Raw genomic sequence first — 17,849 nt, 5'->3', positions numbered from 1 at the left:
ATTAAATCAAGTACAATTGAAGACAAGCCAGGAACCTATACAGTTGTATTAGATGCAAAAGGCGGATATTCATCAGTTCCAGATAAAACAATCCAAGTAACAGTCCTCGGTAACTCAGGAGGAAGTGGAGGAGCACACCAACTTCCAAATGAAATTTTTTAAAACTTTGGAAAAAACAATGATGTTATTTTTTCAGAGCCTTGAAAAGGAAAAGGAAGAGGTATTTACAAGTATGAAAAAAAATATTTTAAAAGCGGTAGTAGGAATTGGAACAGTAGTCTTCATGGGGTGTGGCATGAGCATGCCTGTAGTTAATGCTGATGGGCTTACAGGAAATGTGACTCTAGATCCAGGTAGTAGTGGGGAAAGTAATGGGAATGATGGCAATGAAGTAAATGATATTCAAAGATATTTTATTTACGCAGAAAATGTTGCTCAAATTTTAGTAGGCAAAACAAGTGATCAACAGTTAATTGAAGCTGCTAGTGTGCAGGCTATGAATTTAATTGGAGGTAGTGCGGGAGTTGTTGTAAAAAATACCACCATTCATCCGAATAAAACAGGCAGTTATGAAGTAACTTTTGCTGTAGCGGAGGATTTGACTGTTGAGACAACTGTTAAAGTGAATGTTGTTGAAGAGCTTACTCATGCTGGTGAAGATGGATCAACTGATTTCCCGCATTCTTCTATGACAAGACCAGATTGGAGTTTCCAATAATTGAAGTGAAGAACGGTTACTCAAAAGGAATTTAATACGAAACTGTTAAGTTCTCACTTTTGATAAAAAAAGATAGAGTTACCTTCTATTTAGTTTATGGCTTCCAGCCACTTGTTTCAATAGGAATAGTCAAAACCACCCGTATAACGGGTGTTTTGACTTTATTATAATCTCAGATAATATCAATAAAAAAGAAAAGAAGAATCTTAAAGCCTATGGCTAGAAGGATTACTGGTATTTTAATATGTATTGTCGGGATTAGTTGTTTGGTCAGCACACTTAGATGATATCATTGTAGTTTTCGTTGTATTAATTCTAATACTTATTCCCAGGGTGTTTGATTATAGTGTTTGAATAGCTTTCCTCAGAGCTAATTTCATTACTGAGGGAATTTTTTTAGTTTTATCGTATAATATATAATAACCTTTACATAGGTACAATTTCAGGATTTACAATTCGTGCAAGAATGAGAGAATAGGACAAAATGATGTATGAGCAAAAAAAATTGGAAGAATACAAAAGCTTGGGATATTATTTAGAAAAAATACGTAAGGGAAAGCACATCCCATATCGCGTTTTTAAAGAAAATGGTTTGTCTGTTTCTACATACCAAAGGGTTGTAAAAGAAGAGGCTGATTTAAAGCTATCTGACTTAGCAATCATAACAGAGGTACTTTGTTTATCGCCATTAGAAGTAAACATGGAAGCAGAAAATGCCTCGTTGACAGTAAGTTATCGCAAACGATTCATACAATTTCTGGAAACTGGGGAGTTTGAGGAGGCACAAAGAGTTTATAAAGGATTTAGGGAGTATATTGATTCTACCTCCTTTACATTAGGAAAACTATCAGTCATGTATATGTTCCAAGCTTTATTACTCTTGCATCATCCTCAGACTATAGTTACAAAAGAGGAAGCATTAGCAACTGAAAATGAAATTTTAAAGCGACTAGAAGAAGCAGAGGTTTTTACGCTTTTTGATATTGAATTTTTGGCCTTGCAATATCAATTAAATTTACAACGGATGGATTCCAACCTTTTCTTGAGATTACTCAGAGAAACAGATATCCAAATGACTGATTTTAGAACCAAATTAGTTCTTGATAATTTTTTTATTCAATTTACGCTGACAGTATTAGAACAAAAAAGGATGAAAGAGTTTAACGTTTTTAAAAAAATTATTAGCGATAAAGAATTCTTTCATTCGGATTGGTTTTTGTCAGTATTTAAAAGGACACTGGATACTCTAGAGAAAGGTTTTGTTTATGGACAAGTAGAGAAAATGAAAATCGAACTCTCAAAACAAAAAGAGGCTTTAGAGATAATATTAACTCGAGAAGAGTATATGAAAATTGCAGAGTTTTTTACCAATTTACTAAAGCTAAGTAAAGAATTGTAAAGCACGAGGGGCAAGTCCTCCGTGCTTTTTTTATCCTCAAAGTGAGACATTACCGAGAAATATAGCAGTTTCATACATACGCGATTCCTCAAAAGAAATATTTGGTCAATTTGAACAAGTTGTGCGCAGAGGGGGGAGATTTTTGTAAAATAATATTGTAAAAAACAGTATGTCTTGTTTGTGTTCTCTGGTGTAGTCTTTTTCGTTCGTGGGGCCTGTATAGACAAATAAGACAAACTACATTTAATTATAAATACTAGGAGAGTTTTTTATGAAGAAAAAACAGAAAAAAGTTTTGAATCACTTGCTTGCATGCTCTGCACTGCTCGTTTTGGGTGGTCCAGTTGTTGGTCAAGCTGTAATCAATGTTCCAGTTGCCCATGCAGATACAAATGCAAATCCAGTTGCTGATAAGACAACAATGCGTTCAATTACTGGTGTTAGTATCAAATCTTAGACATCTTTTCGTAGAGCCAGAAATAAATTAAACTTATCTACGAGAGGATGGATTTTATGACCCGATACGAAGAAAATTTCAAACAGATGATTGTTGAGCTGAATTAAACTGGACGTTCTGTTCGAGGATTGGCGAAAGAATATGGCTTATCTGAAGCAACGATTTACAAATGGAAAAATTTATATTTACCAAATCAGTCCACAGGACTGACCGGAAAAGAAGCGGCTGATTTGAGAAAAGAAAATGCTCGTTTGAAAGAGGAACTTGAAATATTAAAAAAAGCCGCAGCCATATTCTCTCGAAAGACCTAAAGTCACTTGTTCGATTCATTGAAAAATGGTGTAAGGAGTACACTGTTTCTTTGTTGTGTCGGTTATTAGAAATTCCTAGAAGTGTCTACTATTTTTATAAAAATAAATCGTTAACAGCTACAGAAGTCAGAAATAACCAATTGAAAAAGAAGATTTCAACGATCTTTTTTGATCATAAACAGAGATATGGTGCAACAAAAATCCATCAAGTGTTGCTAAAATAAGGAATTTCAGTATCTCTTAATCATGTAAAAAAACTGATGAAACAATTAAATCTAAGGTCAATTGTGGTTAAGAAATACAGACCTCAACGGCCTGTTCAGCCGGTTTTTTTAAAAGAGAACATCTTAAATCAGGACTTTTCTACTAAAACTATCTGTGAAAAATGGGTAGCTGACATCACTTACATTCCAACTAAGAAAAATGGTTGGTGTTACTTATCTTCGATTATGGATTTACACATGAAAAAGATTATTAGCTATACATTTTCTAAACGAATGACTGTCGATTGTGTGTTACAAACATTCAATCAAGCAAAGCAACGGTACTACATTCCAGAAGGAATGATTCTACACACTGATTTAGGTAGTCAATATACAGCAATCGAAGTGGAAAATTGGCTTGAAAACAATAAAATAAGGAATTCCTATAGTCGCAAAGGAACACCATATGATAATGCAGGAATTGAGTCCTTCCATGCATCATTGAAAAAAGAAGAAGTATACACAACGACTTACTCAGACTTCGAAGAAGCGAATCGATCTTTATTTAGCTACATTGAAGGATTTTATAATCGTAATCGAATCCATAGTTCGATTCATTACTTAACTCCACAGGAGTTTGAAGATTTAGAAACAGAGAAAATGTCTTAGCAGTCTCTACTAAAATATGTCCAAGATATTGACTCAAATCCAATATCTATCACAAAATGATTTATTGGTAAATCATTTTATTGGAACTTATTTGAAAAAAATGAAATAAGTAATAAGCTTAATATTATTTAGGAAAAGTAAATATTTAGTATAATTCTAGAACCTATGATGAACAGTGTTTTCATTTTTGAATTTTGTAATGATCGCGAATATTTAAACTAACCATTTCTTTTAACTGTTATGTGTTTTTCGAATAGATGACGGGAATCTTAAGCTAAAAAATGCTATAATCAAAGAAGAACATAAGGGAGGATAAGCTAATGACTTTAGATGTAAACAAAGAAGAATTGACTATTATGGGCGTGAAATTCGATAGTTTTCGACTATTCAAAAGTGTTTGGTATGCAATCAGTACAAATATGATTGAAGGTTGTATTCCCAAAGTAAAAGAGGTTATTCGATTGCGTGAAGAAGCCATTGTATTAGGTATTTCATAATGGCTAGAAAACAATATGAAGATCCTGATAATATTTATACTTCCCCAAATTCAAAAGTATCAATAAATAAACTTGATGAGTAAGACTTTGAAAAATTGCAACAAGCAGAATACAGAATGGTTGCTTCTCAAATCTTAAAATTAATTGCTCAACCGATTGAAGTTCATTCAATGAAAGATATACTAAAAATTCATGAGTTTCTTTTTCAAGATTTGTACTAGCGGGCAGGGTAGTACTGGAAAGGGAACATTTCAAAACAAGAGCATGCTTTTATGGCGATGCAATCGTTTGGAACAGCTGAGTCATATATGAACTCTTTAATTCAAGATTATTATAAGAATGCAAATACAAGGGACAAAGTTATTAGGCATTTAGCGTCAATATTAGCTAATGAAAATTATTTGCACCCTTTTCGTGAAGGAAATGGGAGGACTCAGCGTGAAGTGATTCGATCCCTAGGCTTAGCTAAGGGTTATGATTCGGAATTTAATGTTGAACTTGATGATGAGATTTATAATTTATCTCTGGATGGGACTGTTCATTGAGATATCAAGAAGTTGGAACAATTGGTCGATAAAATTTTAGTGAAAATCAACTAATTTTAGAAACTTTTAGCAGACCTTTCAAAAATATAGGAAGAGTATATCTACACCAAACCTCAAAATTAGCTTGCCCATACTTGTCAAAAAACCATGCTCATTTCATACTCATATTCGAAAATAGACAAAGATATGGCAGAAAAACGCTGATTTAATCGGAATCAGAAACGAATTAACATTACCAGACCAATTTTACTAAGGGGATGTTCAGATGACAGAGAAAGTATTATATCAACATGGTACATTAGGTGCGCTAATGGCGGGACTGATGGACGGGACTACTTCCATTGCGGGGGTCTTGAAGTACGGTACACTAGGTCTTGGAACATTACATGGGTTAGACGGCGAAGTGATATTTTTAGACGGTGAAGCCTATCAAGGTAGATCAGATGGTGCATTGATCCATTTGTCCGGAGAAGAGTCCACTCCTTATGCGGCAATCACTGCATTTTCAGCGGACCGTTCATTTACAGTCCAACATCTATCTAGCGAAGCATTAAAAGAAAAAATCCTGAAGGACGAAGCAGGGAAAAATCTCTTTTTAGCAGTCAAGATCAGCGGTTTATTTAAAGATATGCATATCCGGATCATGCCAAAACAAGAAAAACCATATCGACGCTTAGCGAAGATCTCAGAATCCCAGCCAGAGTTTCATCGATCAGATATTCAAGGGACAATTGTTGGGTTTTATACACCGGAATTATTTCAAGGGGTGGCTGCTGCAGGCTTCCATTTGCATTTTATTGACGATGAGAAAACATTTGGAGGGCATATCCTCGATTTTACTGTGTCGCAAGGAACAGTAGAAATCAGTCAAATGGAATCTTTGGTGCAACATTTTCCGACGAATGATCCGACTTTTATCCAAAATGAAATCGACTATGCAGATCTAGCTGCTGAAATCGAGCAAGCAGAATGATCTAGTCATTAAGAAACAAAAATAAAACCATAGCGTTGCTCCTTGAATTAGGCTATAATTTTGGGCATAGAAGGAGTGATTTTGGATGTTATGGACAGAAAAAGAAAAAAGAGATGCTTATGAAATTTTGCTACTCCAACAAAAAGGACTTTTAGAAGCAGAAGACAACTGGTTGGCCAATTTAGCTAATTCCTCTGCATTATTGAATGAAACATTACCTCAAACAGTCTTTGCCGGCTATTATTTATATGATGGACAAGAATTGATTTTAGGCCCTTTCCAAGGTAGAGTGTCATGTACCCGTATCAAAATGGGAAAAGGTGTTTGTGGCGAAGCAGCAGAAAAACAAAAAACATTGATCGTTGCGAATGTGAAAACCCATGAAAATTATATTTCATGTGATTCAGCCGCACAATCTGAAATCGTAGTACCTATGATCAAAGAAGGTCGATTGATCGGAGTACTTGATATCGATTGTGGTGTGACCGAGGGCTACGATGCTTTAGATCAAGAATTTTTGGAACAATATGTTGAGTTATTGTTAGGTGATTTTCCTGTAAATGTTATGAAATAAAGTGAAAAAGAGTTGAAAAAAGGTGTTTGATCACTTTTTTTCAACTTTTTTTTAATTTATTGAATATTTTTGTTTTCATAATCTAATTTTAATGTTATTATCATTTTATAAAATATTAAAGAACCAAGAGGAGAATGAGTTATGACAAGCGAAACAATCGTTTTAGGACAAAAATATGTATGTTATCCAATCGGCATCAAAAATAAAGTAGTCGGAGAAGTAATTGGAAAATTAGAAAACTGTGTGATTATGAGTGTGGAGGAATATGATTGTACAGATCACTTAGATATTCTAGAGAAATGTGGGAAAGTTGTCGCAAAATATACAGATATCTTTGAGTTGAGTCCCGTTGAACAGGTCTTTCAGTCACCAACCAAGCTGTACACACAAGCAATGGTATCTTAAAGTGATGAATACGCCTATCGCCTAGCAGGAAGTCTGATTTGAATAAGCTATTGTTAATTATCAGACTTCCTTTAATTTGCATACATAATAGAAGCAATTGAACATTCATACATAATCGTTAAGAAATAGAATACTCGAATACAGACAGTTGAAGAAGGGGCAAGTTAAAAGTGAAAATAACTTTTAACTTGCTTCTTTTTCTTTTTACTTTACAAAAGGAAGTAAATGATTTATATTATTGACAAGTCAATAATTGATTAGTCAAAGATAGTAGGAGGCAACATTATGGAGCTGAGAAAGTTAAGTCAATTGCTTTATCAAATAAAAATCATCAGTCAAGAAGGAACAGCTTTATTTGAAAAAGAAACTGGATTTAGTTTAACGAGGTACGAGATCTTGATGTTCTTACAAGAAAACGGGGAATGTTTGCAAAATAAGTTACAGAGCGATTTAAAAATCGATTTGGCAGCTATTTCACGTCATCTAAAGATATTAGAACAAAAAGGATATGTGATCAGAAAAAGAAATGAGAACAATAATCGTGAAGTATTCGTTTCTTTGTCCGATAAAGCAGTGAATGAATTGACCGAGTGTGAAAAAAATCATCAAGAATCAGATGACTCCCTGTGTGTTTCGCTATCAGATGAAGAAATCGATCAACTGACTAAATTACTAGATAAATTATACTAAAAATCAAAACGAAGAAAGAAGCGGTTAAGTAATGAATAAAACTCTAGCAAACAATGATTTTTCTGATATCGTCTTTGGCAGAAAATCAATCCGTGTGTACGATGAAAATGTGAAAATCCCTCATGAAGAAATGTTGGAAATGATCCAAGAAGCAACAACAGCACCATCTTCTGTGAATCTACAACCTTGGCGCTTTGTAGTAGTTGAAAGCGAAGAAGCAAAAGCGAAATTGAAACCATTGATCCGTTTCAACACAAAACAAAATGATACATCATCTGCCATGGTCTTGATTTTTGGTGATATGAATTGCTATGAATACGGAGAAGAAATCTATGATCAAGCTGTGGAAGAAGGCAAAATGCCAGCAGAAGTTCGTGACGAACAACTAGCAGCGATCATTCCTTATTACAAAAATTTCACACGTGAACAAATGAATGACGTAGTGAAGATCGATTCAAGTTTAGCAGCTATGCAATTTATGTTAACTGCACGTAGCCATGGATATGATACAAATCCAATCGGCGGATTTGAAGCAGACCAATTAGCCGAAGCTTTCGATTTGGACAAAGAACGTTATGTCCCTGTAATGATCTTGTCAGTTGGTAAAGCAGTCGATCAAGGCTACGAATCTGTTCGTTTAGCTTCAGAAAAAATCACTTCTTTCAAATAGAAAGAAAAAGGAGACGGACGAATGATCATCATCAATGCAAAATTTACCATCAAAGAAGCAAAACGCGCTGAATTTTTAGAAGAAGCGACACAATTGATCGAAGCGACTAGAAAAGAAGATGGCTGCTTGAGTTATCAATTGTATGAGTCAACGGAACAAGTAAATGTCTTTGTGATGGTTGAAAACTGGCGTGACGAACAAGCAATCGAAGGACATAACCAAAGTCCATTGTTGCAACAATTGTTCAAAAATATGCCTGAATATGCAGAAAAAGAAACAGAATTGAATGTCGCGAAAACACTTGCTTAAAAGGATTCGCTGACACGTTCTTTTGCGATCGAAGCAGCTAAAGTAGAAAGAACGTTCACTTTAAGAGGGAGCAAGAAAAGTCTGATGTCTATTCATCCCTAAGACCTTTCTTGCTTCGCTCAAGAAGTGAAGCATCTACTCGAAAAGCAAACAACCATATTGAAAAAAAACTACATATATGGTATATTATGTAAGTATCTTGAAAATACCGTAACCCATTTTATTAAGGGGACGTTACGGATTCGACAGGCACAGTTCGAGCTTGAATTGCGTTTCGTAGGTTACGTCTACGCTAAAACGTTACAGTTAAATATAACTGCTAAAAACGAAAACAACTCTTACGCTTTAGCTGCCTAAAAACAGTTAGCGTAGATCCTCTCGGCATCGCCCATGTGCTCGAGTAAGGGTCCTAACTTTAGTGGGATACGTTTCAACTTTCCGTCTGTAAGTTGAAAAAGAGAACATCAGACTAGCGATACAGAATGCCTGTCACTCGGCAAGCTGTAAAGCGAACCTCTAAATGAGTTGACTATGAACGTAGATTTTTAAGTGGCGATGTGTTTGGACGCGGGTTCGACTCCCGCCGTCTCCATTCGGAGAAATCACACGATTTAGCTGAACGCTAGAATCCTTTTTATGAAGGATTTTAGCGTTTTTAGTTTTCAGTTTTCAGTTGTTCTTGCTTTTATGAAAATTTATCTAGGTCAAAATCCAGGTCAAAAATGTTTTTATATTGTATTTTCTTTTTTGAAGTCGGAAAATCACCGTTTCTTTGCGTATAATAGAGTTGGAGGATGAATTGTGATATTATGATCAATTACTTTTTTTACTTGAATAAGTAAAATACAGGTCATAGTGTATTTTTTAACCTATGGATGCTCTAGGCAGGAGGAAAGAAAATGAGAAATGAGAAGATATTGGCGATCGATGAAGATCTAACATTTAGAAGAATGATTTGGAAGGCCTTACAACCAGCTGGTGTATTGATCTATCAAAGTGATTCCGTCGAAAAAACACTGGATATCATGTCTAGAGTGACTTTTGATCTATATCTCTTAGATATTCGTTTAGCCCATCAAACAGATGGCTACCATATTGTTCAACTCATCCGAGAGCAAGACAGTCTTTCTCCCATCGTTTTTTTTACCGAACAACAAAATGAGATTGAAATTATCACTGGATTGGAGATGGGAGCAGATTATTACATCACTAAACCATTCAATCCGACACTGCTAAAGGCGCAAGTTCTCGCTATTTTGGACAGACACAACGTACTTAAAGAACAAACGACAAAGTGCAAAAAAAATAAAATCAGTATAGGTGATTTTTGCTTTGACAAAGCGCTTTATCGTTTATATAAAAAAGGCAAATCCATTGAGTTGTCTTCAAAAAAAATCAAGCTGATGCAATTCTTTATAGAAAATCCCGAACAGGTTTTTTCAAAGGAACAAATTTATCAAAGTGTTTGGAATGACAGTGAGCTGGATGCCAATACCATTATGGTTTTTATCAATCACTTACGAAACAAAATCGAAGATGATCCAAAAAATGTCCAGTACCTCAGAACGGTTAGAGGACTTGGTTATATTTTCTTACCCTCTGGTAAAGAAAGTAATCCTTCTAATTGAGCGAAAAAAATACCTAATGAAAGTAAATCTGCTGCACCACCAGGACTTAGATTGCGTTTGGTCAATCGTTGATCATAGATCGTTAATTCATCAAGTAGCTGCTTCCGTGGAAGCTTTGCTTGATGAATTTTTTTTGTCTCTTGTTGTACTTTTTGCCACTCCTGAATACCGCCTCGGTGAAGTATATTCCCGTCTTCGATTTCGCTCATCAATAAAACCAAGGCACGTAGAAAGACTTCATCGGGCGCATGATAGTTTGCTGAACGTAAGTAGGGAAGAAGAATGGAAGCAAGACTGGGATAACACTGAGCAGCTTCGCCACGAATACCTGAAATACCATGCACCAAAAAAAGCTCTTCCCCATGTGTACGCTGTGTCTTCCGCGCTAAATCATGAAAATCCTCTTTGATCAAATCATGGGTCAGTTCTCCGGTAAGCTTTAAAATTTGCTCCGTCTGTTTGGCGTTTAATGGAAGTCTTTGGATAAAACACTGTTGCATGTGCCAACCGATCGCGCCCAAGATGACTGCAAACGAAAAATTCGCTCCTTTATGTGTGTTGATGTCATTTGTTGCGTCAAGCATTGCTTGCTCTGCTTGATATCCAGTCTGCCTTAGCTGTTCAAATAATGATTTTGTGTTTCCTTTATGGGTAAGACCTAATGCGATATATTTTTGAAAAAAAGGTGTTAAGGTTTGGATACTTATTTGAAAAGTCTGAAAATCCATATCTGTATGCGCGCCATTTGAAATAGGATCGACTAATCCTGGTTTTGGACTTAATGCTACTTCGTAAAACAAAGCGTGCTGTGCAGCCTGTGCGATCGTACCGATCAGTTTGTGGTCAGTCAATTTTTCTACGCTCCATTTCAGCTAAAATAAATTGTAATGAACGATCTAAATGCTCGTGGGTGATCAAAGTGATTTGTTCTGCATTTTTTGTTTGCATCCCGCGATAGATCAGCCAATGTTCTTCAAGGGCTTTATCCCTGCGTCTGGATGAACGAATGGCGATATCGCGAAAATAAACGAGGTAAGCTTGTAACTCTAAGACAATGGATTTTAAACGGAGCATGTGGCTTTTTTCATAGATGAACGTATTGAAGTCCGAAAAATTTTGCAAGACTTTTTCTGTTTGATCTGCTTGATTATAGCTTTCGCCTCGTAATAATAGTTCTTTCAGCTCAATGAAATCTTCTTTTGTCATCTGATTCATTGCTTTGATCGTGGCAAGTGTATCTAAAGATTTACGGATATCATAGATTTCGTAAGCGTCTTTTATGCGGATACCTTTGACGACGATGCCGATTTTGGGTACGTGTTCAACCAATTTTTCATTGACTAATTGTTTCATTGCTAAGCGAATAGGTGTACGGCTGATATTCAATTCTTCGGCTAAGACTTTTTCGTTGATCCGCGTATTGGCAGGGATATCGCCAAGAATGATCGTTTTACGAAACGCTTCATAAATAAGCACATTCAATGTCTTATTTTGTGTGAGGTCCAAATTTTTACGTAATGCTTCAACAACCTTGTTCATTTCTTCTCCCCATTTCTACTTTTGCTATAAAAAACTAAGTCAATGAATAAGTCTATCATGCTTTATCCTTCGCCTCATGAGAAATGACTAAAATGTGAGTGACTTTTATTTTACAAATCGGAATAAAGTGTCCGTCTGGAAATCTCTGAGAAATTGTTCCGTAACATCGAAAAAGAGAGGATCAATTGTTTTCTACTATTACGGAGCACTTCTCAGAGTGGACATCTACTTTAGACGGTTGTTTTTATTGGGAAATATAAAATGGCATATAGCCAAAAAGAATAATTGTGACGACAAAAATAGTAAAAATACCCAAGGCATATTTTCCAGCTTCTCGTTGCCATTTCCCCATATCCAATCCGGTCAAACGTAACAAAAGATAGATAAAAGCGACTAAAGGACTGAGCAAATGGAAGGCTTGACCCATCAAAGAGGCGAGAGCCATTTGCATATTCGTAAAGCCATAGGTATGTCCGGCTTCTGCTAAAACGGGTAATACACCGAAATAAAAACCGTCATTTGAAATAAAGAAAGTACCGGGCGCTGAAATCAACGCAATGACTAATCCCCAGAATCCTGCTAGTTGTTTTGGAATGAGATAAGTAAAGCTATTCGCGAGTGCTTCAGCCATACCGGAACCTTGGAAAAGCCCCATGAAAACTCCTGCTGCAAAAACTAAAATCACGACTTGCACTGCATCGCCACCATTTGCACCAATACGGGCGGATTGATCTTTTAGATTAGGGTAATTGACCATTAAGGCAATGCATGTTCCTACTAAAAATAATAAAAGAGGTGGTAAGGCAATCGAAGAGATAAACGAGCTTGCAACCAACCAGGCAATCAACACGATCGTGAGTATCCCATTGAATACAAAATTTTTAGGACAGCGCATTTTGACTGTTTCAGGATCGGTGATTTTAGTGATTTCTTCAATTTCCTCATTTGATAATTGGGTAATACCTAAACGGTCACGTTCTTGTTTTCCCATCCGGCGTGCAACGAAAAAAATGACATAAAGCAAAGACAAGATCATTCCAGGAGCTAGGTAAGACAAGATATCCGCATCGACTTCCAATACTGCCATCGCTCGAGCGGTCGGTCCACCCCAAGGTAATAGATTCATGATGGTATTTTGAAGAATGATCAATACCCCTAAGTTCATCATTTTCATGTTTAATTTTTTATAGATAGGAATAAAAGCGGAACAGCAAATCAACGTAGTCGTTGTCCCATCGCCATTCAGCGAAACGGTTGCGGCAACGATCGCAGTTGCCATTAAAACTTTCATCGGATCGCCTTTGGCAAAATAAATCATTTTTTTAGTGATTGGATCAAATAGACCAGCGTCTAACATGATTGAAAAATATAAAATGGCAAATAATAGCATGATTCCTGTATTTGAAGTTGTTTTGATGCCTTCTAATACAAAATCGCCAATATTTCCTTTCTTTGAAGCACCAGAAATCATTGCAATTAAGGTAAATAAAAGTGGAATAACCACAAGGGAAGTAAAAGGGGACATTTTCTTTTTCATGATGACATACATGAAGATAATGATCATTGCATAAGATAAAACGGTTAGTAACATACGCTTCTCCTTTTCTGATTGCATTGTTTGTAAGCGGTATCAAAATTAGATGGGTAGAAAATTATTCTTAGGACAGAAAGAGTTGTGTGTTTCTAAAATTGACGCCTCCTTGACGACTCTAGGATAAGCAATATTTTAAAGGGAAGATAGATGAAGTAAGAAAAAAGAACATGAAAAAAACAATTTGGTCTACCTAATCTTATCGAATGCTTAATAGTACCTTAACAGAACATTAATTCATTGGAAAAAGCTTTTATATCAATGTTTGTATTGCTTTTTTTGCCTGATTCAAGAAAAAGAAACAACAAAAAAACAATCTTATATCAGTTTGGAAAACATAATTGGTTGAATCATCCTATAATAAAAATAAGGACAGAAAAGAAGAAAGGAGCAAGAAGTATGTGGCTGTTTACAAAACGAAGAAAGAAGCAACAACCAGCAGTGAAGCCCAATCCCACAATAGTAGAAAGAGACAATGAAAAGCCAGAAAAAATGAAACCGGTTCCTGCATATATTGATGCTGCGCCAGCTGATATTCAGCTTGTCAGCGTGGTAGCTGCAAGTTTAGCAGCAGAATATGATCCGGAGAGTCGATTCATTATCAAAAAAATCAAGCAGAGAAATCCGGAAGCAATTTTGGTTTCACTGATTGCTACAGGTGTAGCAGCGGGAGTCAATCCAAATAGTCAGTTTATTATACGAAAAATAGCCAAAAAATAAATGTTTTGGAGGAGAAAAAATGTTGCGGAAATTCAAAATCTCAATTGATGGAAAAGAATATTTAGTGGAAATGGAAGAAATCGGTGGAAGTCCGCAAACGAATCCAGTTCCAACACCAGAACGATCTACACCAGTTGAAGCGGTCATACCATCAGAGGTCTCAACAACTGTACCAGAAACGAAATCCTCAGTCGGAGCGGGAGCGGATGCGATGACTTCGCCGATGCCAGGCACGATTTCTCGTTTATTAGTTACAGTTGGGGAGGTAGTGGAAATCAATCAACCTTTGATGATTTTAGAAGCGATGAAAATGGAAAATGAAATCGTTGCTGGAAAAGCTGGTCAAGTGACTGGAATCCATATCAGTCAAGGAGAAATGGTGAATCCTGGTGATCCACTTATCACGATTAGTTAAATGTTCGCTTTGAGAGTAGAGTCATTTTGGTGACTCTTGGTATTCAGTATTAAGTAAAAGGAAGTGACATCTGTGGAAACACTTATTGAAGGAGTTATTGGCATGGGGCAAGAGCCGGGACGCATCGTGATGATGGTGATTGGCGGAGTCCTCATGTACCTTGGGATAAAAAAAGAATATGAACCAACGTTACTCGTACCGATGGGGTTAGGTACGATCTTAGTTAATTTCCCTAATTCAGGTGTGCTGAGTGCCGGTGGTGAGGCCGGCGCGTTCCAAATTTTGTTTGATATGGGGATTACGACGGAGCTATTTCCGCTCTTATTATTCATTGGTATTGGTGCAATGATCGATTTCGGTCCCTTGTTACAAAATCCATTTTTATTACTTTTTGGAGCCGCCGCACAATTTGGGATTTTCTTTACGATCATCGTAGCGATCCTATTAGGTTTTGATTTGAATGATGCAGCTTCTATTGGCATCATCGGAGCAGCGGATGGACCAACTTCCATTTTTGTCGCGAACACGTTGAATTCGAAATATATGGGTGCCATCATGGTGGCTGCCTATTCGTATATGGCCCTCGTGCCAATCATTCAGCCAGTTGCGATCAAAGCTGTGACGACTAAAAAAGAGCGACGTATTCGAATGAATTATCGTGCAGGGGAAGTGTCGCAAACAGCAAAAATCCTTTTTCCTTTAGTTATTTCAGTCGTCGCTGGTTTGATTGCGCCTGTCTCTCTGCCACTTGTTGGGTTTTTGATGTTTGGAAATTTGTTACGAGAATGTGGGGTATTGGATCGTTTGTCGATCACTGCTCAGAATGAGTTAGTCAATCTCATCAGCATATTATTAGGGATCGCCATTTCGGTCAAAATGCAGTATGAAGAATTTTTACAGATCGATACGTTGATGGTTATCGGTCTAGGGCTGGTTGCTTTCATTATGGACTCGATCGGTGGAGTATTGTTTGCTAAATTGTTAAATTTATTCCGAAAAGAGAAAATCAATCCAATGATCGGAGCAGCAGGAATCTCTGCTTTTCCAATGTCTAGTCGCGTCATTCAGAAAATGGCAACAGAAGAAGACCCACAGAACTTTATTTTGATGCACGCAGCTGGAGCCAATGTATCTGGTCAGATTGCTTCAGTGATTGCCGGCGGCTTATTGCTCGCCTTATTGGTATAAGAAAGGAGAAAAACGATGTCAGCAGAGTTAATCAAATCTCTTGAACTACTAGTTTTAGGATGGGGTGGCGTATTCGTTGTTATCTTGATCATTTATCTTGCTTCGATGCTATTGAGTCGCTTGTTTCCAGTAAGAAAATAAAAAGAAGGTCTTGTACATGTATACAATCAAAAGATTATGGTTGGAAAAGGACGCTCAAGTCTATCAACAATGGCTGGAGCTGATCGAAAAATCCGGTCTCACATTGAATGAAAAGGTTGACTATACCGTTGGGATCTATCAAGAAGAGCAGCTGATTGCCACCGGTTCTTATGAGCGTAATATTTTAAAATATTTGGCTGTTGCGAAAGATTTCCAATCAGAAAATTTGTTGACGAAGCTCGTTCAGCAATTAATTGATCATTTATCCGAAGAAAACAAAAGGCATTTCTTTGTCTACACAGATCCTAGTAATCACTCCATTTTTCATGCTATGGGATTTAAAGAGATCATTGCCACTGAAACCATATTGTTTATGGAACAAGGTACACCTGACTTTCAAGATTATCTTGCCATGTTGAAGGCAAAAAAGAAAAAAGGTACAGGCTGTGGGATTGTGATGAATGCCAATCCTTTTACAAAAGGACATCAGTACTTGGTGGAGTGCGCAGCCAAACAAGCAGACCAAGTCTACCTTTTTATCCTGTCAGAAGATTGTTCAGAATTTTCCTTTTCTGAACGGTTCGAAATGGTCAAGCAAGGGGTCGCGCATGTAAAAAATGTCACGATTTTGCCGACTGAAGATTATCTGATTTCTTCCGCCACATTTCCTGCCTATTTTTTAAAGGAACATGCTACAGAAGAAGCGGCAAAAGCGCAAGGTACTTTGGATGCGCTACTTTTTAAAGAAAAAATCGCACCGATACTTAAAATTGAAAATCGGTTTGTCGGTGAAGAACCCTACTCTAAGATAACTGAAATCTATAATGAAACGTTGAAAAAGGTATTTGGAGAATCGCTTTCTTTGATCGTCCTACCACGCAAACGTATCAAAAGAGTAGCAATCAGTGCAACAAAAGTCCGAAAAGCCTTACAAGAAGATGACTTGCAGACATTACAAGCGTATTTGCCTGCTTCGACTTATAACTATATCAAAAATCATAAACGTAATAGAGGTGACAGGAAGTGAAAATTTATCAAAGTGCAGTGGCTGGAACAATTGAATCCAGTGATATCATGATCACGATCGATCCAAAGATAGAAAAAGGCATTGAACTTTCCTTGACAAGCAATGTCGAAAAACAATTTGGTCACCAAATCAGAAAAGTCATTATGGACACCCTTCAACAGTTAGGCATTGAAGCCGCCAAAGTAACAGCTGTCGATAAAGGTGCGCTTGATTGTACGATCCAGGCAAGGACGATTACAGCAGTCCATCGAGCTGGAAAGCAAGAGCGCTATGATTGGAAGGAGATCAATTCATGGAATGTTTAAGGAGAACGATGATGTTTGTCCCTGGTGCAAATGCAGCGATGCTGAGAGATGCGCCATTATACGGTGCAGATTCACTCATGTTTGATTTGGAAGACGCCGTATCCTTAAAAGAAAAAGATTCGGCACGCTTGCTCGTTCATATGGCATTAAAAACATTTGACTATAGCAAAGTAGAAACGGTCGTTCGAATCAACGCATTGGCGGCTGGGGGTGATCAAGACATTGAGGCAATGGTATTAGCAGGGATCGATGTCATTCGCTTGCCAAAAACAGAAACCGCACAAGACATCATCGAGGTTGATCAGGTCATCACTTCAGTGGAAGAAACCTATCAAATCCCAATGGGAACCACAAAAATGATGGCAGCGATCGAATCTGCAGAAGGGGTATTGAATGCAAGAGAAATCGCTAAAGCTTCCAAACGGTTAGTTGGCATCGCGTTAGGTGCCGAAGATTATGTGACCAATATGAAAACCCAACGATATCCAGATGGGCAAGAATTGTCTTTTGCCCGAAATATGATCCTTCATTCAGCCAGAGCTGCTGGTATTGCAGCAATCGATACTGTCTATTCAGATGTTGAAAATCTTGAGGGATTTCAAACAGAAGTTCGTCTGATCAAGCAACTAGGCTTTGATGGGAAATCAGTGATCAACCCACGTCAGATTCCATTAGTCCATGCTATTTATGAACCAACAGAAAAAGAGATCCAAGCAGCGAAAGAAGTGATCTGGGGTATCCAAGAAGCGGAAGCAAAAGGTTCAGGCGTGATTTCTGTGAATGGCAAGATGGTGGACAAACCAATCGTCGAGCGAGCAGAAAGAGTGATTGCTCTTGCAAAAGCAGCGAAGTTGATCAGAGAGGAGGAGATCTAG

At 37.1% G+C, this 17,849-nt stretch carries 22 protein-coding genes, 1 other RNA gene and 1 pseudogene; 21 read left to right on the top strand and 3 right to left on the bottom strand.

What is annotated here, in order from left to right:
* The first annotated feature begins 148 nt into the window (after positions 1–148).
* From ACH0AK_RS02930 to ACH0AK_RS02865, 14 genes and pseudogenes are all read left to right on the top strand, one after another.
* Positions 149–718, top strand: coding sequence for a hypothetical protein (locus ACH0AK_RS02930; protein WP_041684239.1), 570 nt, complete (start codon positions 149–151; stop codon positions 716–718).
* A gap of 487 nt (positions 719–1,205) precedes the next feature.
* The gene (locus ACH0AK_RS02925) at positions 1,206–2,117 is read left to right on the top strand and encodes a hypothetical protein (RefSeq protein WP_010735071.1); all 912 of its coding nucleotides are present in this window, start codon (positions 1,206–1,208) and stop codon (positions 2,115–2,117) included.
* Positions 2,118–2,388: 271 nt separating this feature from the next.
* Positions 2,389–2,574 carry a hypothetical protein gene (locus ACH0AK_RS02920; RefSeq protein ID WP_023519925.1) on the top strand — a complete coding sequence of 62 codons (186 nt, stop codon included), beginning with the start codon at positions 2,389–2,391 and terminating at the stop codon, positions 2,572–2,574.
* A gap of 56 nt (positions 2,575–2,630) precedes the next feature.
* Positions 2,631–3,757 (top strand): annotated as a pseudogene (locus ACH0AK_RS02915) (IS3 family transposase).
* Positions 3,758–4,077: 320 nt separating this feature from the next.
* Complete coding sequence (locus tag ACH0AK_RS02910; protein WP_010735074.1) at positions 4,078–4,254, top strand: hypothetical protein; 177 nt, start codon at positions 4,078–4,080, stop codon at positions 4,252–4,254.
* Between the two features lie 272 nt (positions 4,255–4,526).
* Positions 4,527–4,799, top strand: coding sequence for a Fic family protein (locus ACH0AK_RS02905; RefSeq protein ID WP_309296175.1), 273 nt, complete (start codon positions 4,527–4,529; stop codon positions 4,797–4,799).
* 265 nt (positions 4,800–5,064) lie between these two features.
* Positions 5,065–5,772, top strand: coding sequence for an acetolactate decarboxylase (gene budA, locus ACH0AK_RS02900; RefSeq protein ID WP_010735076.1), 708 nt, complete (start codon positions 5,065–5,067; stop codon positions 5,770–5,772).
* An 85-nt stretch (positions 5,773–5,857) separates the two neighbouring features.
* Positions 5,858–6,346 carry a free L-methionine (R)-S-oxide reductase MsrC gene (locus tag ACH0AK_RS02895; protein ID WP_010735077.1) on the top strand — a complete coding sequence of 163 codons (489 nt, stop codon included), beginning with the start codon at positions 5,858–5,860 and terminating at the stop codon, positions 6,344–6,346.
* 141 nt (positions 6,347–6,487) lie between these two features.
* On the top strand, positions 6,488–6,751 hold the full coding sequence (locus ACH0AK_RS02890) for a hypothetical protein (RefSeq protein ID WP_226075428.1): 264 nt from the start codon (positions 6,488–6,490) through the stop codon (positions 6,749–6,751).
* Positions 6,752–7,036: 285 nt separating this feature from the next.
* Complete coding sequence (locus ACH0AK_RS02885; protein ID WP_019724433.1) at positions 7,037–7,441, top strand: MarR family winged helix-turn-helix transcriptional regulator; 405 nt, start codon at positions 7,037–7,039, stop codon at positions 7,439–7,441.
* A gap of 31 nt (positions 7,442–7,472) precedes the next feature.
* Entirely contained in the window at positions 7,473–8,111 is a 639-nt protein-coding gene (locus ACH0AK_RS02880) for a nitroreductase family protein (RefSeq protein ID WP_010735080.1), read from the top strand.
* A gap of 21 nt (positions 8,112–8,132) precedes the next feature.
* Positions 8,133–8,420 carry a putative quinol monooxygenase gene (locus tag ACH0AK_RS02875; RefSeq protein ID WP_023519920.1) on the top strand — a complete coding sequence of 96 codons (288 nt, stop codon included), beginning with the start codon at positions 8,133–8,135 and terminating at the stop codon, positions 8,418–8,420.
* Positions 8,421–8,647: 227 nt separating this feature from the next.
* Positions 8,648–9,015: a transfer-messenger RNA gene (gene ssrA, locus ACH0AK_RS02870) on the top strand.
* Positions 9,016–9,319: 304 nt separating this feature from the next.
* Positions 9,320–10,048 carry a response regulator transcription factor gene (locus ACH0AK_RS02865; RefSeq protein ID WP_438846593.1) on the top strand — a complete coding sequence of 243 codons (729 nt, stop codon included), beginning with the start codon at positions 9,320–9,322 and terminating at the stop codon, positions 10,046–10,048.
* On the opposite strand, the gene citG is transcribed toward ACH0AK_RS02865, so the two are convergent.
* The 3 genes from citG to ACH0AK_RS02850 form a co-directional block, all read right to left on the bottom strand.
* Positions 10,003–10,899 carry a triphosphoribosyl-dephospho-CoA synthase CitG gene (citG, locus tag ACH0AK_RS02860; RefSeq protein WP_023519917.1) on the bottom strand — a complete coding sequence of 299 codons (897 nt, stop codon included), beginning with the start codon at positions 10,897–10,899 and terminating at the stop codon, positions 10,003–10,005. The two genes, ACH0AK_RS02865 and citG, sit on opposite strands and share 46 nt — an antisense overlap.
* A complete protein-coding gene (locus tag ACH0AK_RS02855; protein WP_023519916.1) occupies positions 10,892–11,587 on the bottom strand; it encodes a GntR family transcriptional regulator in 696 nt (231 codons plus the stop codon). The genes citG and ACH0AK_RS02855 overlap by 8 nt, the downstream gene beginning before the upstream one ends.
* 244 nt (positions 11,588–11,831) lie before the next feature.
* A complete protein-coding gene (locus ACH0AK_RS02850) occupies positions 11,832–13,178 on the bottom strand; it encodes a CitMHS family transporter (RefSeq protein WP_023519915.1) in 1,347 nt (448 codons plus the stop codon).
* A gap of 399 nt (positions 13,179–13,577) precedes the next feature.
* On the opposite strand from ACH0AK_RS02850, the gene ACH0AK_RS02845 reads away from it, so the two are divergent.
* From ACH0AK_RS02845 to citE, 7 genes are all read left to right on the top strand, one after another.
* A complete protein-coding gene (locus ACH0AK_RS02845) occupies positions 13,578–13,898 on the top strand; it encodes a hypothetical protein (RefSeq protein ID WP_023519914.1) in 321 nt (106 codons plus the stop codon).
* A gap of 19 nt (positions 13,899–13,917) precedes the next feature.
* Positions 13,918–14,313, top strand: a complete 396-nt coding sequence (locus tag ACH0AK_RS02840) for an acetyl-CoA carboxylase biotin carboxyl carrier protein subunit (protein ID WP_023519913.1) — start codon at positions 13,918–13,920, stop codon at positions 14,311–14,313.
* Positions 14,314–14,385: 72 nt separating this feature from the next.
* Positions 14,386–15,501, top strand: coding sequence for a sodium ion-translocating decarboxylase subunit beta (locus ACH0AK_RS02835; RefSeq protein ID WP_034691433.1), 1,116 nt, complete (start codon positions 14,386–14,388; stop codon positions 15,499–15,501).
* A 15-nt stretch (positions 15,502–15,516) separates the two neighbouring features.
* Complete coding sequence (locus tag ACH0AK_RS02830; protein WP_010735089.1) at positions 15,517–15,642, top strand: OadG-related small transporter subunit; 126 nt, start codon at positions 15,517–15,519, stop codon at positions 15,640–15,642.
* Between the two features lie 16 nt (positions 15,643–15,658).
* Positions 15,659–16,669 carry a [citrate (pro-3S)-lyase] ligase gene (citC, locus tag ACH0AK_RS02825; protein WP_023519912.1) on the top strand — a complete coding sequence of 337 codons (1,011 nt, stop codon included), beginning with the start codon at positions 15,659–15,661 and terminating at the stop codon, positions 16,667–16,669.
* On the top strand, positions 16,666–16,974 hold the full coding sequence (citD, locus tag ACH0AK_RS02820) for a citrate lyase acyl carrier protein (protein WP_010735091.1): 309 nt from the start codon (positions 16,666–16,668) through the stop codon (positions 16,972–16,974). The genes citC and citD overlap by 4 nt, the downstream gene beginning before the upstream one ends.
* Positions 16,962–17,849: a citrate (pro-3S)-lyase subunit beta gene (gene citE, locus ACH0AK_RS02815; protein WP_226075410.1), complete on the top strand. Its 888-nt coding sequence runs from the start codon at positions 16,962–16,964 to the stop codon at positions 17,847–17,849. The genes citD and citE overlap by 13 nt, the downstream gene beginning before the upstream one ends.

Source organism: Enterococcus pernyi (genome assembly GCF_045371165.1).
Taxonomy (GTDB): domain Bacteria; phylum Bacillota; class Bacilli; order Lactobacillales; family Enterococcaceae; genus Enterococcus_B; species Enterococcus_B pernyi.
The sequence above is the reverse complement of the archived record's forward strand: the minus strand, read 5'-3'. Positions and strand labels throughout refer to the sequence as shown.

What these genes read in the sequence shown, in the direction of transcription:
- ACH0AK_RS02930 (WP_041684239.1), top strand. Translation starts at nt 149, where the DNA reads ATGAAATTTTTTAAAACTTTGGAAAAAACAATGATGTTATTTTTTCAG.
- ACH0AK_RS02925 (WP_010735071.1), top strand. Translation starts at nt 1,206, where the DNA reads ATGTATGAGCAAAAAAAATTGGAAGAATACAAAAGCTTGGGATATTAT.
- ACH0AK_RS02920 (WP_023519925.1), top strand. Translation starts at nt 2,389, where the DNA reads ATGAAGAAAAAACAGAAAAAAGTTTTGAATCACTTGCTTGCATGCTCT.
- ACH0AK_RS02910 (WP_010735074.1), top strand. Translation starts at nt 4,078, where the DNA reads ATGACTTTAGATGTAAACAAAGAAGAATTGACTATTATGGGCGTGAAA.
- ACH0AK_RS02905 (WP_309296175.1), top strand. Translation starts at nt 4,527, where the DNA reads ATGGCGATGCAATCGTTTGGAACAGCTGAGTCATATATGAACTCTTTA.
- budA (WP_010735076.1), top strand. Translation starts at nt 5,065, where the DNA reads ATGACAGAGAAAGTATTATATCAACATGGTACATTAGGTGCGCTAATG.
- ACH0AK_RS02895 (WP_010735077.1), top strand. Translation starts at nt 5,858, where the DNA reads ATGTTATGGACAGAAAAAGAAAAAAGAGATGCTTATGAAATTTTGCTA.
- ACH0AK_RS02890 (WP_226075428.1), top strand. Translation starts at nt 6,488, where the DNA reads ATGACAAGCGAAACAATCGTTTTAGGACAAAAATATGTATGTTATCCA.
- ACH0AK_RS02885 (WP_019724433.1), top strand. Translation starts at nt 7,037, where the DNA reads ATGGAGCTGAGAAAGTTAAGTCAATTGCTTTATCAAATAAAAATCATC.
- ACH0AK_RS02880 (WP_010735080.1), top strand. Translation starts at nt 7,473, where the DNA reads ATGAATAAAACTCTAGCAAACAATGATTTTTCTGATATCGTCTTTGGC.
- ACH0AK_RS02875 (WP_023519920.1), top strand. Translation starts at nt 8,133, where the DNA reads ATGATCATCATCAATGCAAAATTTACCATCAAAGAAGCAAAACGCGCT.
- ACH0AK_RS02865 (WP_438846593.1), top strand. Translation starts at nt 9,320, where the DNA reads ATGAGAAATGAGAAGATATTGGCGATCGATGAAGATCTAACATTTAGA.
- ACH0AK_RS02855 (WP_023519916.1), bottom strand. Translation starts at nt 11,587, where the DNA reads ATGAACAAGGTTGTTGAAGCATTACGTAAAAATTTGGACCTCACACAA.
- ACH0AK_RS02850 (WP_023519915.1), bottom strand. Translation starts at nt 13,178, where the DNA reads ATGTTACTAACCGTTTTATCTTATGCAATGATCATTATCTTCATGTAT.
- ACH0AK_RS02845 (WP_023519914.1), top strand. Translation starts at nt 13,578, where the DNA reads ATGTGGCTGTTTACAAAACGAAGAAAGAAGCAACAACCAGCAGTGAAG.
- ACH0AK_RS02840 (WP_023519913.1), top strand. Translation starts at nt 13,918, where the DNA reads ATGTTGCGGAAATTCAAAATCTCAATTGATGGAAAAGAATATTTAGTG.
- ACH0AK_RS02830 (WP_010735089.1), top strand. Translation starts at nt 15,517, where the DNA reads ATGTCAGCAGAGTTAATCAAATCTCTTGAACTACTAGTTTTAGGATGG.
- citC (WP_023519912.1), top strand. Translation starts at nt 15,659, where the DNA reads ATGTATACAATCAAAAGATTATGGTTGGAAAAGGACGCTCAAGTCTAT.
- citE (WP_226075410.1), top strand. Translation starts at nt 16,962, where the DNA reads ATGGAATGTTTAAGGAGAACGATGATGTTTGTCCCTGGTGCAAATGCA.